We start from the raw sequence: 14,749 nt of genomic DNA, 5'->3' as shown, positions 1-14,749 counted from the left end.
CCATCGGTCCGTGTTCGTTACTGCGATTCGTCTTCGTTACTGCTTGACAGTCTATGTCAGACTGTAACGCATGGTCGATACGCGACAGGACACATCCGCAGAATCGGAAAACTCGACACCGGGCGAGTCGTCCGATCGCCCGAGTATGGTGTGGGACGCCTGGGGCATCGCCTCGGCCCACGCGCCGCTCTCGGACCGGATCCGGACCCTGGTGGCGCAGGTGTTCGGAGTGTCCGGGGAACCGGTGGCTCGTCGTGATGAGGGCGACGTGCCGCTGCGGGAATCCGGCTTGACGGCCGCGCATCGCGCGGGGCTGTCGGCGGTGGTCGGCGCGGATCAGGTGTCGGCCGGCCACCGCGACCGGCTGCTGCACGCGGGCGGCAAAAGTACGCCCGACCTGCTGCGCCGCCGCGTCGAAGCGCCGCAGGACGCACCCGACGCGGTCGTCTTCCCGGCCGATCACGACCAGGTCCTGGCCGTGCTCACCTACTGCGCCGAACAGGCGATCGCGGTCGTGCCCTTCGGTGGCGGCACCAGCGTGGTGGGCGGAGTGGATCCCGCGCGCGGCCGCTTCGACACCGTGATCGCCCTGGATCTGCGGCGGCTCGACGGGCTGTCCGACGTCGACCCGGTGAGCGGCACCGCGACCCTGGGCGCCGGACTGACCGGGCCGCAGGCGGAGAAACTGCTTGCCGCCCATGGACTTTCGCTGGGGCATTTCCCGCAGAGTTTCGAATACGCCAGCATCGGCGGCTTCGCGGCCACCCGATCCTCGGGTCAGGCCTCGGCCGGCTACGGCCGCTTCGATGACATGATCATGCGCCTGAAGATCGCAACCCCCACGGGCACAGCCGATCTCGGCCGCGCACCCGCCTCGGCCGCCGGACCGGATCTGCGTGAGCTGTTCGCCGGATCCGAGGGCACCCTCGGCGTCATCACCGAGGTGACGCTGCGGGTGCATCCGATTCCGGAGACCACCGCGTATCAGGCGTGGTCGTTCCCGGACTTCGCCACCGGCGCCGCCGCGCTGCGCACGGTGGTGCAGAACGGCGCGGCGCCGACCGTGCTGCGGTTGTCCGACGAAGCCGAAACCGGGCTCAACCTGGCCCGTTCCGGCGATATCGGCGGCGCGCCGGTCAGCGGCTGCCTGGCCGTCACCACGTTCGAGGGCACCGAAGCCCACGTGGCCGCGCGCAGCGCCGAGGCTTCGGCCCTGCTCGCCGCCGCCGGCGGCACCGCGCTCGGTGAACAACCGGCGCGGGAATGGGAGCACGGCCGTTTCGCCGCGCCGTATCTGCGGGATGCGCTGCTGGATGTCGGCGTTCTGTGCGAAACGCTCGAGACGGCGACCAACTGGTCGAATGTCGAGCGGCTCAAGGCGGCGGTCACCACCGCGCTCACCGAATCGCTCGGCGCGCAGGGCACTCCCGCGCTGGTGATGTGCCATATCTCGCACACCTACCCGACCGGCGCCTCGCTGTACTTCACCGTCGTCGCCAAGCAGGCCGACGATCCGCTGGCACAGTGGGCGCAGGCCAAGCGCGCCGTCGGCGACGCTATCGCCGGACACGGGGGGACCATCACCCATCACCATGCCGTCGGCGCCGACCACCGGCCGTGGATGACCGCCGAGATCGGCGATGTCGGCGCGCGCATCCTGCGAGCGGTCAAGGATGCCGTCGACCCGGCGGGAATCCTCAACCCGGGCAAGCTGATTCCGTGACCGCCATCCGATCGGTCGCGCTGGTGACCAACCCGCACTCCGGCCACGGCCGGGGACTGGCGGCCGCCGCCGTGGCCACCGCCCGCTTCGCCGAGCGCGGCGTGCGGGTGCGCGAGATCCGCGGTGCCGACGCGGCGGAAACCGTTCGCCTGGTCCGGGATTCGCTGCGCGGGCCGGAGCGCCCCGACGCGGTCGTCTGCGCGGGCGGTGACGGACTGGTCTGCGTCACGCTGCAGGCCATCGCCTCGACCGGGGTGCCGCTGGGGCTGCTGCCCGGCGGGACCGGTAACGACCTGGCCCGGGAGCTGGGAGTGCCCGACGACGATCCGCGGGCCGCGGCCGATATCGTGCTCGGCGGTTGCGTGCGCACGATCGACCTCGGCGCGATCGAATCCACCCCCGATCCCGATCACGCCCGGGGCCCCATGCGGTTCGCCACCGTCGCCGGCACCGGCTTCGATGCGCGAGTGACCCTGCGCGCCAACCGTATGCGCCGTCCGAAGGGCTCGCTGCGCTACTCCTTCGCGGCGGTTCCGGAACTGCTCGGTCAGCTCGGCGTGCCCTACCGCATCGAATTGTCCGGCGAGCCGGGCGAAGCCGGTGATCGCGTCGTCGAGACCGAGGCCGTGATGGTGGCGGTCGGCAATACCCGGACCTACGGCGGCGGGATGCTCATCTGCCCCGACGCGATCGTCGACGACGGCCTGCTCGACCTGACCGTGGTCGGCGCGATGTCGCGGTTGGAGATGGTCCGTCTGCTCCCCGCCCTGGCCGCCGGCAAGCGCATCGACCACCCCGCGGTCGGGCACTACCGGGCCCGCACCATCACCCTCACCGCCGCGGTACCGGCGACCGCCGACGGCGACCCGGCGGGAGTGCTCCCGGCGACCTTCCGCGCCGAACCCGGAGCACTGGCGATCCTCGTGCCGTGACCCCGCCGTCCACCGGCGGGGCGCGGCCTCCGCATCCCTGTGGCGAATCTGCGAGCATGCTGAGTGGCAAACCCGCACCTGCACAACGGATTCGGGCAAAAGCTGAGAATTGCATATGGATTGGTGTATTGCGCCGATCCGGGCGGTAGTCTCGAAGACGTGGGCGGGGTTTTCGGTGTCCCTCATCCGCCGAAACCCCCGCCCTACGTCTTTCTCCGGCCGGCCCACCTCTTTACTGCGCGGCGCGACTCGCCCCGCACGTCCGGCGCTCGAGCGGCGGGGTCTCGAGGGTGTGGCGGGGCCGTGTCGAGTCCTCCTGCTCAACTCCGTAGAATCGCACGGTGACCAGCGCAGCCCCTGATAACTCGCGAAATCGTGCCGACGCCCTCCCCAAGAGCTGGAACCCCAGCGATGTCGAGGCCGACCTGTACGAGCGCTGGGTAGCGGCCGGTTACTTCACCGCCGACCCGGCCAGCGACAAGCCGCCCTATTCGATCGTGCTGCCGCCGCCGAACGTCACCGGCAACCTGCACATGGGCCACGCCTTCGACCACACCCTCATGGACCTGCTCACCCGCCGCAAGCGGATGCAGGGCTACGAGGTGCTGTGGCTGCCCGGTATGGACCACGCCGGCATCGCCACCCAGACCGTGGTCGAGAAGCAACTCGCCGTCGACGGCAAGACCAAGGAAGACTTCGGCCGCGAACTGTTCGTCGACAAGGTCTGGGACTGGAAGCGCGAATCCGGCGGCGCCATCCAGGGCCAGATGCGCCGCCTCGGCGACGGCGTGGACTGGAGCCGCGACCGCTTCACCATGGACGAGGGCCTGTCCCGCGCGGTGCAGACCATCTTCAAACGCCTCTACGACGCCGGGCTGATCTACCGCGCCGAGCGCCTGGTGAACTGGTCGCCCTCGCTCGAGACCGCCATCTCCGACGTCGAGGTGAAATACGAGGACGTCGAGGGTGAGCTCGTCTCGCTGCGCTACGGCTCGCTCAACGACGACGAACCGCACGTCATCGTGGCCACCACCCGTGTGGAGACCATGCTCGGCGATACCGCGGTGGCGGTGCACCCCGAGGACGAGCGGTACCGGGCGCTGATCGGCACCACCGTCTACCACCCGATCACCGGCCGCCAGATCCCGATCGTCGCCGACGACTACGTCGACCCCGAATTCGGTTCCGGCGCAGTGAAGATCACCCCCGCGCACGACCCCAACGACTTCGAGATCGGTCTGCGGCACAACCTGCCGATGCCGACCATCATGGACAAGACCGGCAAGATCGCCGACACCGGAACCGAATTCGACGGCATGGACCGGTTCGAGGCGCGCGTCAAGATCCGCGAGCGGCTGGCCGGCGAGGGGCGCATCGTCGCCGAGAAGCGCCCGTACGTGCACAGCGTCGGCCACTCCGAACGCTCCGGCGAACCGATCGAACCGCGACTGTCCATGCAGTGGTGGGTCAAGGTCGAATCGCTGGCCAAGGCCGCCGGTGACGCCGTGCGCAACGGCGCGGTGACGATCTACCCGGCCAGCCAGGAACCGCGCTGGTTCGAATGGGTCGACAACATGCACGACTGGTGCATCTCGCGCCAGCTGTGGTGGGGCCACCGCATCCCGATCTGGTACGGCCCCGAGGGCGAGATCGCGTGCGTCGGCCCCGACGAGCAGGCGCCCGAGGGCTGGGTGCAGGACCCCGACGTCCTCGACACCTGGTTCTCCTCCGGCCTGTGGCCCTTCTCCACCATGGGCTGGCCGGACGCCACCCCCGAACTGTCGAAGTTCTATCCCACCAGCGTGCTGGTGACCGGCTACGACATCCTGTTCTTCTGGGTGGCCCGGATGATGATGTTCGGCATGTTCGTCTCCGACGACCCGGTCATCGCCACCGGTAAGGACTCCGGGCGGCAGCAGGTTCCGTTCGACGACGTCTTCCTGCACGGCCTCATCCGCGACGAATTCGGCCGCAAATACTCCAAGTCCAAGGGCATCGGCGTCGACCCGCTGCTGTGGATCGACGAATACGGCGCGGACGCAACACGTTTCACCCTCGCCCGGGGCGCGCAGCCGGGCAGCGACCTGTCGGTCGGTCCGCCGCACGTGCAGGCCTCGCGCAACTTCATCACGAAGCTGTTCAACGCCAGCAAGTTCGCGCTCATGAACGGTGCCGCGCCGGGCGAGCTGCCCGAACGCGCCACCCTCACCGACACCGACCGCTGGATCCTCGACCGGCTCGACGAGGTGCGCGCCGAGGTGGACGGTGCCTTCGACCGTTACGAATTCGGCAAGGCCTGTGAGGCGCTGTACCACTTCGCCTGGGACGAACTGTGCGACTGGTACCTCGAATTGGCGAAGGTGCAGTTCGCCGAGTCGGAGGAGCGGGCCGCGAGCACGCGCATCGTCCTCGGCAACGTGCTGGATTCGGTCCTGCGCCTGCTGCACCCGGCCATCCCGTTCGTCACCGAAACGCTGTGGCAGGCCCTCACCGAGGCCGGTGCGGACGACTCCCTGGTGATCGCCGCGTGGCCGCAGTCCTCGGGTGTCGCCACCGATACCGTTGCGGCCCAGCGCATCGCGGATCTGCAGAAGCTCGTCACCGAGATCCGCCGGTTCCGCAGCGATCAGGGACTGACCGACAAGCAGAAGGTCGCCGCGAAACTGATCGGCCTCGATACCGCCGACCTCACCGGGCTGCACGCCGAAATCGCCAGCCTGGCCCGGCTCACCGAACCGGACGCCGGCTTCTCCGCCACCGCCGCGGTGGAGGTGCGGCTGTCCGGCGCCACCGTCACCGTCGAACTGGACACCTCCGGCACGGTCGACCTCGACGCCGAACGCCGCCGGCTGGAGAAGGATCTCGCGGCCGCGCAGAAGGACCTCGCCGCCACCACCGCCAAACTCGGCAACGAGGCCTTCCTGGCCAAGGCGCCCGACGAGGTGGTCGCCAAGATCCGCACCCGCCGCGAGGTCGCCGAATCCGAGGTGACCCGGATCGGGGCGCGGCTGGCGCAGATCACGGAGTCGGTGGCGAACAAGTGAGCGGCGGCGAAGGTTTCGACCACGAACCGCTCGCCGGCGGTGCGGACCGGCTGCGCACCGGTCCCTCCCCGGTCGACCTCGCCGAAATGGCGCTGGTCGAGGCCGAACTCGACCAGCGCTGGGGCGAGACCAAGATCGAGCCGTCGCTGACCCGGATCGCGACCCTGATGGATCTGCTCGGTTCCCCGCAGCGCAGCTATCCCGCCATCCACATCGCCGGTACCAACGGCAAGACCTCGGTCACCCGCATGGTCGACGCGCTGCTCACCGCGCTGCACCGGCGCACCGGCCGGTTCACCAGCCCGCATCTACAACTGGCGACCGAACGCATCGCCATCGACAACGCGCCGATCACCCCGGCCCGCTACGTCGAGATCTATCGGGAACTGCTGCCCTACGTCGAGATGATCGACGCGCGCTCGACCGACGGCACCCTCGGTGACGGACCGGGACCCCGGATGAGCAAATTCGAGGTCCTGGTCGCGATGGCCTACGCCGCGTTCGCCGAGGCGCCGGTCGATGTCGCCGTCGTCGAGACCGGGATGGGTGGCACCTGGGACGCGACCAACGTCATCGACGGGCAGGTCGCGGTGATCACGCCGATCGGCCTGGACCACACCGACTATCTGGGCCCGGATCTGGCGTCGATCGCCGGGGAGAAGGCCGGGATCATCAAGAGGTCGCCGCAGGATCTGCTGATTCCGCGCGATACCGTCGCCATCATCGCCGAACAGGAACCCGAGGCGATGGAGGTGCTGCTGCGGCGCGCGGTGGACGCCGATGCCGCGGTCGCCCGTGCCGGCTCCGAGTTCCGGGTGCTGACGCGACGCGTCGCGATCGGCGGTCAGGTCCTGGAGATCCAGGGGCTCGGCGGCGTCTACGACGAGATCTTCCTGCCGCTGCACGGTGAACACCAGGCGCACAACGCGGCGCTGGCGCTGGCCGCGGTCGAGGCGTTCTTCGGCGCAGGCTCGCAGAAGCAGCTCGATATCGACGCGGTGCGGACCGGTTTCGCCGCGGCGGCCAGCCCCGGCCGGATGGAACGGATGCGCAGCGCGCCCACCATCTTCATCGACGCCGCGCACAACCCCGCCGGTGCCCGGGCGCTGGCCGCGACGATCACCGAGGAATTCGACTTCCGCAAGTTGGTGGGTGTGGTCGCGGTGCTGTCCGACAAGGACGCCGCCGGCATCCTCGCCGCACTGGAACCGGTGCTGGACGAGATCGTCGTCACCACCAACGGCTCACCGCGGGCGCTCGGCGTCGACGAACTCGCCGACCTGGCCGTCCAGCGGTTCGGCGACGAGCGAGTCGTCACCGCCAACACCCTCGCCGATGCCGTCGAAACCGCCATCGCCATCGCCGAGGAAGCGGGAGGCGCCGGCGAACCGGTATCCGGGGCGGGCATCGTGGTCACCGGATCGGTGGTCACCGCGGGTGCGGCGCGTTCGCTGTTCGGGAAGGACCCCGCGTGAAGCGGCGGGCCTCAGGCGATGGGAAGCTGGATGCCGAGGGCATCGGCGGGCCGGCGCGGAGGAGGCAACGTGGGTAGCGAGGACGATGTGCGCGGCGAGGCCGGCGCACCGAAGCCGGGTGTACCCGCGCCCGCGACCGACCCGTGGAAGGGTTTTCGCGGTGTGATGGCCGGCGCGCTGGTACTCGAGGCCATCACCGTGCTGCTGGCGCTGCCGGTAGTGGGGGCCGTCGGCGGCGGGCTCAGCTGGTGGTCGGTGACCTACCTGGTCGGTCTGGCCGTCCTGATGTTCGTCGGCTCCGGAATGCAGCGCCGCTCCTGGGCCGTGCCGTTCAATCTCGGCCTGCAGGTGCTGGTGCTGGCCGGTGGGTTCATCCATCTGTCGATCGGCATCATCGGCGTCGTGTTCGCGGCGGTGTGGGCCTTCATTCTGGTGCTGCGCTCCGACGTCAAACGCCGCATGGACCAGGGTCTGCTGCCCAGCCAGCGGATGCAGGGCTCATCCTGACGGCTCGGTTCGGAATCCGGTGGCAGCGCCGGTTAGAGTGTCGCCGTGACTGAGCAGACGTTGGTACTCATCAAGCCGGACGGCGTGGCCCGGGGCCTGGTTGGTGAGATCATCACCCGCATCGAACGCAAAGGCCTGAAGATCGCGGCCCTCAAGCTCGAGCAGGTTTCCGAGGAACGTGCCGCCGCCCACTACGCCGAACACGCCGACAAGCCGTTCTACGGCTCGCTGATCGAATTCATCACCTCCGGCCCGGTCGTCGCGGCCATCCTGGAAGGTCCGCGCGCCATCGCCGCCTTCCGCCAGCTCGCCGGCGGCACCGACCCCGTCGAGAAGGCCGTTCCCGGCAGCATCCGCGGCGACTACGCCCTGGAAACCCAGTTCAACCTCGTGCACGGCTCCGATTCCCCCGAATCCGCGAAGCGCGAGATCGCGCTCTGGTTCTGAGCTGTGTCGTTCGGCCTCCGCTTCGCTCCGGCGGGTTCGCGGCCCCTAGGGCCGCGAACGGTCGCTCGTAAGACTCGCTCCGTGCGGGGCGCGAGAGCGGGTCGGCAGAATCCGCCGGAAAAGACCTACTCAGGTGTAGGAAAGTCTCCCCGGTCGGGCCGCGGAAACGGGGCGGGCACGCTCCGATGACGTACCAGTGGGTCGCTGTGTGGGATACTGGAAGCGGATGTGATCGACGCCCGCCTATCGGGGCAGGTGGCGAACGCAACCGAATGGCACCGCGGCTCGACGCCGATCATCGCTGCCCCGGACGGTTCCAAGACTCGGCTGTTCGGCGGCACGCTGGATGAGCGCTCGAGCTCAGGTGTGAAAGCCAACAGCCAGGCGCCGCGTGACCAGTTAGCCCGAACGACGTACGACAGGTGATAACCGGGCACGCGGGGCGAGACCATCAGACCTTGCGCCATAGGCGTGAGGCGAACGGACAGCGCCCCCGCGTCGGCCGCGTCACTCTCGTACGAGTGGGACGCGCCCGGGGGCCCGAGGAGATTTCGTGGCCGATCAAGAGCCGCAAGGAACGTCGCAGAGCAATGGTGATTCCACCTCTACCGAGGTGGCCGGGGTAGGGGAGGCAGCGCAGTTGCCCGAACGTATCCGGGTGCACGCGCTGGCGAAACTTCTGGGTACCACCAGCAAACGCATCCTTGCCCATCTGACCGAACTGGGTGCCGAAGCTCGCAGCGCCCAATCCAGCCTGGACCGGACCGTCGCCGAATCGGTGCGCGACGCGCTCGTTCCCCCACCGGCCGGCACCGAGCAACCGGTGGCCGAGCCCGCGACCGAACAGGCCGAGACGTCTGCTCCGGCGCCCGCCGAGAGTGCGTCTCCGGCGACCACATCCACCGCCGCGGCCGATACCGCGCAGACCGCCACCGCGCCGGACACGGCCGGCGAGCCCGAGCCGAGCGAGTCCGGCGCATCCACCGCGGTCACCGAAACCGGAATCGCCGACACCGCGCGGGCCGCGGACGTCGTCGAGACCGCCGGTACCGCGACCCCCGCAGTGACATCGGAATCGCCGGTAGCGGCAGAGTCGCCGGCGGCATCCGGCGAGCCCGAATCGGCGCCGCACACGTCGCTGTTCACCAGCCCGTTCCAGCCGCCCGCCGCACAGCGCGAGGAGCCGGTCGTCTTCGAGCCGGCCAGTATCGCGGCCGCGCCGCTGTTCCTGCCGCCGGATGCCGCGGCCGCCGAGGAGATGCGCCGCCGCCGGCGTGCCGAACGCGAAGCCGAAGCCGCCGAAAAGGCCGCTGAAAAGGCCGCCGAAAAGGCTGCGGAGAAGGCCGCCGAGAAAGTCACCGAAAAGGCCGCCGAACCCGCGCCGGAGAAAGCACCCGCGGAACCCGAGACCGTCGCGGCAGCAGAGGCCGAGGCCGAATCCGGCGACTGGGACGACGAGCAGTCGCGTGACGAGCAGGAGGACGGTGGTCGTTCGCGTCGCCGCCGCCGGGGTCGCCGCGGTCGTGGCCGGGGCCGGGGCGAACAGCACGCCGATCACGAGTCCGACGACGAATCCGACGACGAGGACACCGAGGCGCACGCCGACGCCGAGGAATCCGCCGAGGACAACGCTGCCGAGCAGAACGGCGAGGAGAGCGACGACGACTCGGGTTCGACGCCGGAGGGTTCCACCCGCCGTCGCCGTCGTCGCCGTCGCCGCAAGGCCGGTGAGGACAACGAATCCGAGCCCGCGGACGACGATCCGCCGAACACCGTCGTGCACGAGCGGGAACCGCGCAACAAGCGCCGCACGGTCGACGAGGTGCAGGGCATCAGCGGCTCGACCCGGCTGGAGGCCAAGCGGCAGCGTCGTCGCGACGGTCGCGAGGCGGGTCGCCGCCGCCCGCCGATCCTCACCGAATCGGAATTCCTGGCCCGCCGCGAGGCGGTCGACCGGGTCATGGTGGTCCGCGAGAAGTCGTTCCCGGCCGGCGAGCATTCGCATGTCGGTGCGACCACCCAGGTGGCCGTGCTCGAGGACAACATCCTGGTAGAGCACTTCGTCACCAACACCGGCACCGCGTCCATGGTCGGCAACGTCTACCTGGGCAAGGTGCAGAACGTGCTGCCCAGCATGGAGGCGGCGTTCGTCGACATCGGCCGCGGCCGCAACGGGGTGCTCTACGCCGGTGAGGTGAACTGGGAGGCCGCCGGACTCGGCGGCAAGGAACGCAAGATCGAGCAGGCCCTCAAACCCGGCGACACCGTCCTGGTGCAGGTCAGCAAGGATCCGGTCGGGCACAAGGGCGCCCGGCTGACCACCCAGATCAGCCTGGCCGGGCGCTTCCTGGTCTATGTCCCGGGCGGGACCTCGACCGGTATCAGCCGCAAGCTGCCCGACACCGAGCGCAAGCGGCTCAAGGAGATCCTGCGCGATATCGTCCCGCAGGACGCCGGAGTGATCATCCGCACCGCGTCCGAGGGCGTGAGCGAGACCGAGCTGGCCCGCGACGTCGAGCGGCTGCAGGCCACCTGGAAGACCATCGAGAAGCAGGCCGAGAACGGGTCGGGCGCGCCGAAGACCCTGTACGAAGAGCCGGACCTGCTGGTGAAGGTCGTCCGGGACCTGTTCAACGAGGACTTCTCCAAGCTGGTCATCGAGGGCGACCGGGCGTGGACGACGGTCGAGAACTACGTCCGCACCGTCGCTCCGGACATGCTGGCCCGGGTCGAGCGCTACGAGAACAACGGCGTGGACGTCTTCGGCAGCCTGCGCATCGACGAGCAGCTGGCGAAGGCTCTCGATCGCAAGGTGTGGCTGCCCTCCGGTGGCACCTTGGTCATCGACCGCACCGAGGCGATGACCGTGGTCGATGTCAACACCGGAAAATTCACCGGATCCGGCGGCAGCAACCTGGAAGAGACGGTCACCCGCAACAATCTGGAGGCCGCCGAGGAGATCGTGCGCCAGATGCGGTTGCGCGATATCGGCGGCATGATCGTCGTCGACTTCATCGATATGGTGCTGGAATCCAACCGGGATCTGGTGCTGCGGCGTCTGACCGAGGCGCTCGGGCGCGACCGCACCCGCCATCAGGTGTCGGAGGTCACCTCGCTCGGCCTGGTCCAGATGACCCGCAAGAAGATGGGCACCGGACTGGTCGAGGCATTCTCCACCACCTGTGAGCACTGCCACGGCCGCGGCATCATCGTGCACGACTATCCGGTCGAGACCGCACCCGCCGAGGAGGGGTCGAGCCGCCGCGAAGGCCGTCGCCGCCGCAAGGACAAGGACCGCGACAAGGACGTCAAGCAGGCGAGCACCGCCGCGCCGGACACCGCGGAGGCGCATGTCGAGGAGGATGCGGCCGCCAAGCGGGCTCATCCGGTCGCGCTCGCGATGGCCGCGCATCACGCCGACGACGAGGTGGCCGAGGCCGGTGCGCCGGTCGAGGCGAAGACCGAATCGCGGCCGCAGGCCAAGGATTCACGGGATTCGCGCCGACGACGCGGACGGGCCGCGGCGGCCGAGGTCGCCGGATCCGCCGAAGCCGAGTCCGGCGAAGCGGAAGCGGCCGAACCGGTGGTCGCCGAACGTGAGGGCACCGAGCCGGTGGCGGCCGAAGCTGCTGCCGAGCCGGTCGCGGAGCCCGAGCGGCCCGCGGTGTCGGGCCGGGTCGGAGCACAGTCGGCGCCGGCCGAGCCCGCGGTTGCTCCCGCACCGGCCGAGGAGAAGTCCGCCGAGCAGGCTCCGGAAACGGGTGCCCGTCGTGGCCGTCGCCGGGTGGCGCGCACCGCGTCGGCTCCGTCGACCGACAGCCGGGGTGCGGTCTTCGTGCTGACCGACGCCGATCAGGACAGCGCGCCGAAGTTCTCGCTCGACGAGCTGGCCCCGGCCGAGGTGACCCCGCGGCAGCGGACCCGTCGCCGGGCCGCCGGACGAGCCGCGGGCGCACCGGAATCGCCGAACTGATCCGGTCGCCGGACCGGGGAACCCGCAGCACAGGCCCCGCCCGCACGGCGGGCGGGGCGCCGCGGTGGACCGCATTCGGAGTGGTGGCGGCCCGGTTTGGTGCGGGGGGTGGCAGTCCTGTAATCTTGGACAGTCGCTGCCCGGTGACAGCACCGTGTTGTGTTGAGAAAACGCTGCGCTGTCATGAGATCCGGCTCGAAACGAGCCCTCCGGTGCGGAAGAAGTACCGAGGCGGCGGTGACTATCAGACCAGTCGTACGGCGGTTGCCGGTGTCCACCGGCAGGCGGCCGTGCGAGCAGAGTGCCGAGCACTAGTTGAGGAAAGAGGGCAGCCGACCGATGGCAACGTACGCGATCGTCAAGACCGGCGGAAAGCAGTACAAGGTCGCGGTCGGTGACCTGGTGAAGGTCGAGAAGATCGAGGGTGAACCGGGCACGGCCGTATCGCTGTCGCCGGTGCTGGTGGTTGACGGCGCCGAGCTGACTACCGATGCCGACAAGCTGGCCAAGGTTTCGGTGTCCGCCGAAGTGGTCGAGCAGACCAAGGGCCCGAAGATCCGGATCCACAAGTTCAAGAACAAGACCGGCTACCACAAGCGTCAGGGCCACCGTCAGAAGCTGACGGTCCTGAAGGTCACCGGCATCAAGTAATTTCGACCTAGCGAAACCACCCGGTTTCGAATCGAGGAGTTTTCAGCCATGGCACATAAGAAGGGTGCGTCCAGCTCTCGCAACGGTCGCGATTCCAATGCTCAGCGGCTCGGCGTGAAGCGCTTCGGCGGCCAGGCCGTCAAGGCCGGTGAGATCCTGGTTCGCCAGCGCGGAACCCACTTCCACCCCGGCGTCAACGTCGGTCGTGGCGGTGACGACACACTGTTCGCCCTCGAGGCGGGCGCGGTCCAGTTCGGCACCAAGCGTGGCCGCAAGACCGTCAACATCGTGGTACCGGAGCCGGCGCAGGCCTGAGCCGCGCCGGAGCCTTCTCCACACACTCTTCGAAGCGGGCCAGGGTTTAGCAGATAAACCCTGGCCCGTTCGCCGTTCCGGGAGGCTCACCACCACCGTCCACCGAAACACAGAGGTCCAGCTGGCATGTCCAAATTCATCGATCGTGTGGTACTGCACGTCCGCGCCGGTAAGGGCGGTCACGGCTGTGCCTCGGTGCATCGGGAGAAGTACAAGCCGCTCGGCGGACCCGACGGTGGCAACGGTGGCAACGGCGGGGATGTGATCCTCGAAGTCGACCCGAATGTGCACACACTGCTGGACTTCCACTTCCACCCGCACGCCAAGGCCGGCAACGGCAAACCCGGCGAGGGCGGCAACCGCGACGGCAAACAGGGCGGGGAACTGCTGCTGAAGGTGCCCGACGGCACGGTCGTCATCGACGACGACGGTGAGGTCGTCGCCGATCTGGTCGGCGCGGGCACCCGGTTCGTGGCGGCCCGCGGTGGCCGCGGCGGCCTCGGCAACGCGGCACTGGTGTCGCGCGCCCGCAAGGCCCCCGGCTTCGCCCTGCTGGGCGAGGAGGGGGAGGAGCGCGACCTCGTTCTCGAACTCAAATCCGTGGCCGATGTCGGCCTGGTCGGTTTCCCGTCGGCCGGAAAGTCCTCACTCGTCTCGGTGCTCTCGGCGGCCAAGCCCAAGATCGCCGACTACCCGTTCACCACGCTGGTGCCGAATCTCGGCGTGGTCTCCAGCGGTGACACCACCTTCACCGTCGCCGACGTGCCGGGCCTGATCCCCGGGGCCAGCGACGGACGCGGCCTGGGCCTGGACTTCCTGCGGCATCTCGAGCGGTGCGCGGTGCTGGCCCACGTAGTCGATTGCGCGACACTGGAACCCGGCCGCGACCCGATCTCCGATGTCGACGCGCTCGAGGCCGAACTGGCCGCCTACCGCCCGGCCCTGCAGGCCGACGCCGGATTGGGCGATCTGGCCGACCGGCCCCGCGTGGTCATCCTCAACAAGGCCGATATCCCCGACGCCGCCGAATTGGCCGAGATGGTGACGCCCGAGTTCACCGAACGCGGCTGGCCGGTGTTCACGATTTCCGCGGTGAGCCGGGAAGGTCTGCGCCCGTTGACCTTCGCGCTGGCCGATATGGTCCGCGAATATCGCGAGGCGCATCCGAAGGCGGCGCCGAAGCGTCCGGTGATCCGGCCCGTCGTGGCCGGGGAGACCGGCTTCACCGTCGCACCCGATCCGGAGGTCGAGGGCGGATTCATCGTCCGCGGCGAGCGCCCCGAAAGGTGGGTGCGCCAAACGCAGTTCGACAACGACGAGGCCGTCGGCTACCTGGCCGACCGGCTCGCGCGCCTCGGCGTCGAGGACGAACTGGTCCGCCAGGGTGCGGTGCCCGGCGCCGAGGTCACCATCGGCGATGTGAGCTTCGAATGGGAGCCGCAGATTTCGGCCGGTGTCGATATGGTGATGACCGGGCGCGGGACCGACCCCCGCTTGGACCAGACCGACCGCATCTCCGCCGCCGAGCGCAAACACGCCTCCCGGGTACGCCGCGGCCTGGTCTCGGAGGACGAGGACCAACCGTGATCGCCCGCCACGCCGGTATCTCCGGTGTGCGCGGGCGTATCGGTCCGGTTGTCGTCGTGCGCCACGGTGGTGGCGTGTCAAGTGAGTGAGTGTTG

11 protein-coding genes are annotated in these 14,749 nt (G+C 69.4%); all 11 read left to right on the top strand.

Annotated features, from left to right (window positions below; translation table 11 throughout):
• Positions 1–145: 145 nt before the first annotated feature.
• Entirely contained in the window at positions 146–1,723 is a 1,578-nt protein-coding gene (locus tag NK1_RS03160) for an FAD-binding oxidoreductase (RefSeq protein ID WP_063007264.1), read from the top strand.
• Entirely contained in the window at positions 1,720–2,655 is a 936-nt protein-coding gene (locus NK1_RS03155) for a diacylglycerol kinase family protein (protein WP_084460540.1), read from the top strand. The genes NK1_RS03160 and NK1_RS03155 overlap by 4 nt, the downstream gene beginning before the upstream one ends.
• A 341-nt stretch (positions 2,656–2,996) precedes the next feature.
• Complete coding sequence (locus NK1_RS03150; RefSeq protein WP_063007082.1) at positions 2,997–5,699, top strand: valine--tRNA ligase; 2,703 nt, start codon at positions 2,997–2,999, stop codon at positions 5,697–5,699.
• A 50-nt stretch (positions 5,700–5,749) separates the two neighbouring features.
• Complete coding sequence (gene folC, locus NK1_RS03145) at positions 5,750–7,174, top strand: bifunctional tetrahydrofolate synthase/dihydrofolate synthase (protein WP_439955925.1); 1,425 nt, start codon at positions 5,750–5,752, stop codon at positions 7,172–7,174.
• A 165-nt stretch (positions 7,175–7,339) separates the two neighbouring features.
• Positions 7,340–7,681, top strand: a complete 342-nt coding sequence (locus tag NK1_RS03140) for a DUF4233 domain-containing protein (protein WP_082857361.1) — start codon at positions 7,340–7,342, stop codon at positions 7,679–7,681.
• Between the two features lie 45 nt (positions 7,682–7,726).
• Complete coding sequence (ndk, locus tag NK1_RS03135) at positions 7,727–8,128, top strand: nucleoside-diphosphate kinase (RefSeq protein ID WP_039777040.1); 402 nt, start codon at positions 7,727–7,729, stop codon at positions 8,126–8,128.
• Positions 8,129–8,356: 228 nt separating this feature from the next.
• Entirely contained in the window at positions 8,357–8,554 is a 198-nt protein-coding gene (locus NK1_RS34180) for a hypothetical protein (protein WP_143859875.1), read from the top strand.
• A 127-nt stretch (positions 8,555–8,681) separates the two neighbouring features.
• Positions 8,682–12,101: a translation initiation factor IF-2 N-terminal domain-containing protein gene (locus NK1_RS03130; RefSeq protein ID WP_063905886.1), complete on the top strand. Its 3,420-nt coding sequence runs from the start codon at positions 8,682–8,684 to the stop codon at positions 12,099–12,101.
• A 339-nt stretch (positions 12,102–12,440) separates the two neighbouring features.
• Positions 12,441–12,752 (top strand): 50S ribosomal protein L21, encoded by a 312-nt coding sequence (gene rplU, locus NK1_RS03125; protein ID WP_030512746.1) that lies wholly within the window; start codon positions 12,441–12,443, stop codon positions 12,750–12,752.
• 48 nt (positions 12,753–12,800) lie between these two features.
• Positions 12,801–13,067: a 50S ribosomal protein L27 gene (rpmA, locus tag NK1_RS03120; protein WP_025352062.1), complete on the top strand. Its 267-nt coding sequence runs from the start codon at positions 12,801–12,803 to the stop codon at positions 13,065–13,067.
• Between the two features lie 126 nt (positions 13,068–13,193).
• On the top strand, positions 13,194–14,654 hold the full coding sequence (gene obgE, locus NK1_RS03115; protein WP_036499485.1) for a GTPase ObgE: 1,461 nt from the start codon (positions 13,194–13,196) through the stop codon (positions 14,652–14,654).
• Positions 14,655–14,749 lie beyond the last annotated feature (95 nt).

Source organism: Nocardia kruczakiae NBRC 101016, from assembly GCF_001612965.1.
Classification (GTDB): domain Bacteria; phylum Actinomycetota; class Actinomycetes; order Mycobacteriales; family Mycobacteriaceae; genus Nocardia; species Nocardia kruczakiae.
The sequence above is the reverse complement of the archived record's forward strand: the minus strand, read 5'-3'. Positions and strand labels throughout refer to the sequence as shown.

Bases quoted from the DNA above. Each gene is read 5' to 3' on its own strand.
- NK1_RS03160 (WP_063007264.1), top strand. From the start codon at position 146: ATGGTGTGGGACGCCTGGGGCATCGCCTCGGCCCACGCGCCGCTCTCG.
- rplU (WP_030512746.1), top strand. From the start codon at position 12,441: ATGGCAACGTACGCGATCGTCAAGACCGGCGGAAAGCAGTACAAGGTC.
- obgE (WP_036499485.1), top strand. From the start codon at position 13,194: ATGTCCAAATTCATCGATCGTGTGGTACTGCACGTCCGCGCCGGTAAG.
- rpmA (WP_025352062.1), top strand. From the start codon at position 12,801: ATGGCACATAAGAAGGGTGCGTCCAGCTCTCGCAACGGTCGCGATTCC.
- NK1_RS03140 (WP_082857361.1), top strand. From the start codon at position 7,340: ATGGCCGGCGCGCTGGTACTCGAGGCCATCACCGTGCTGCTGGCGCTG.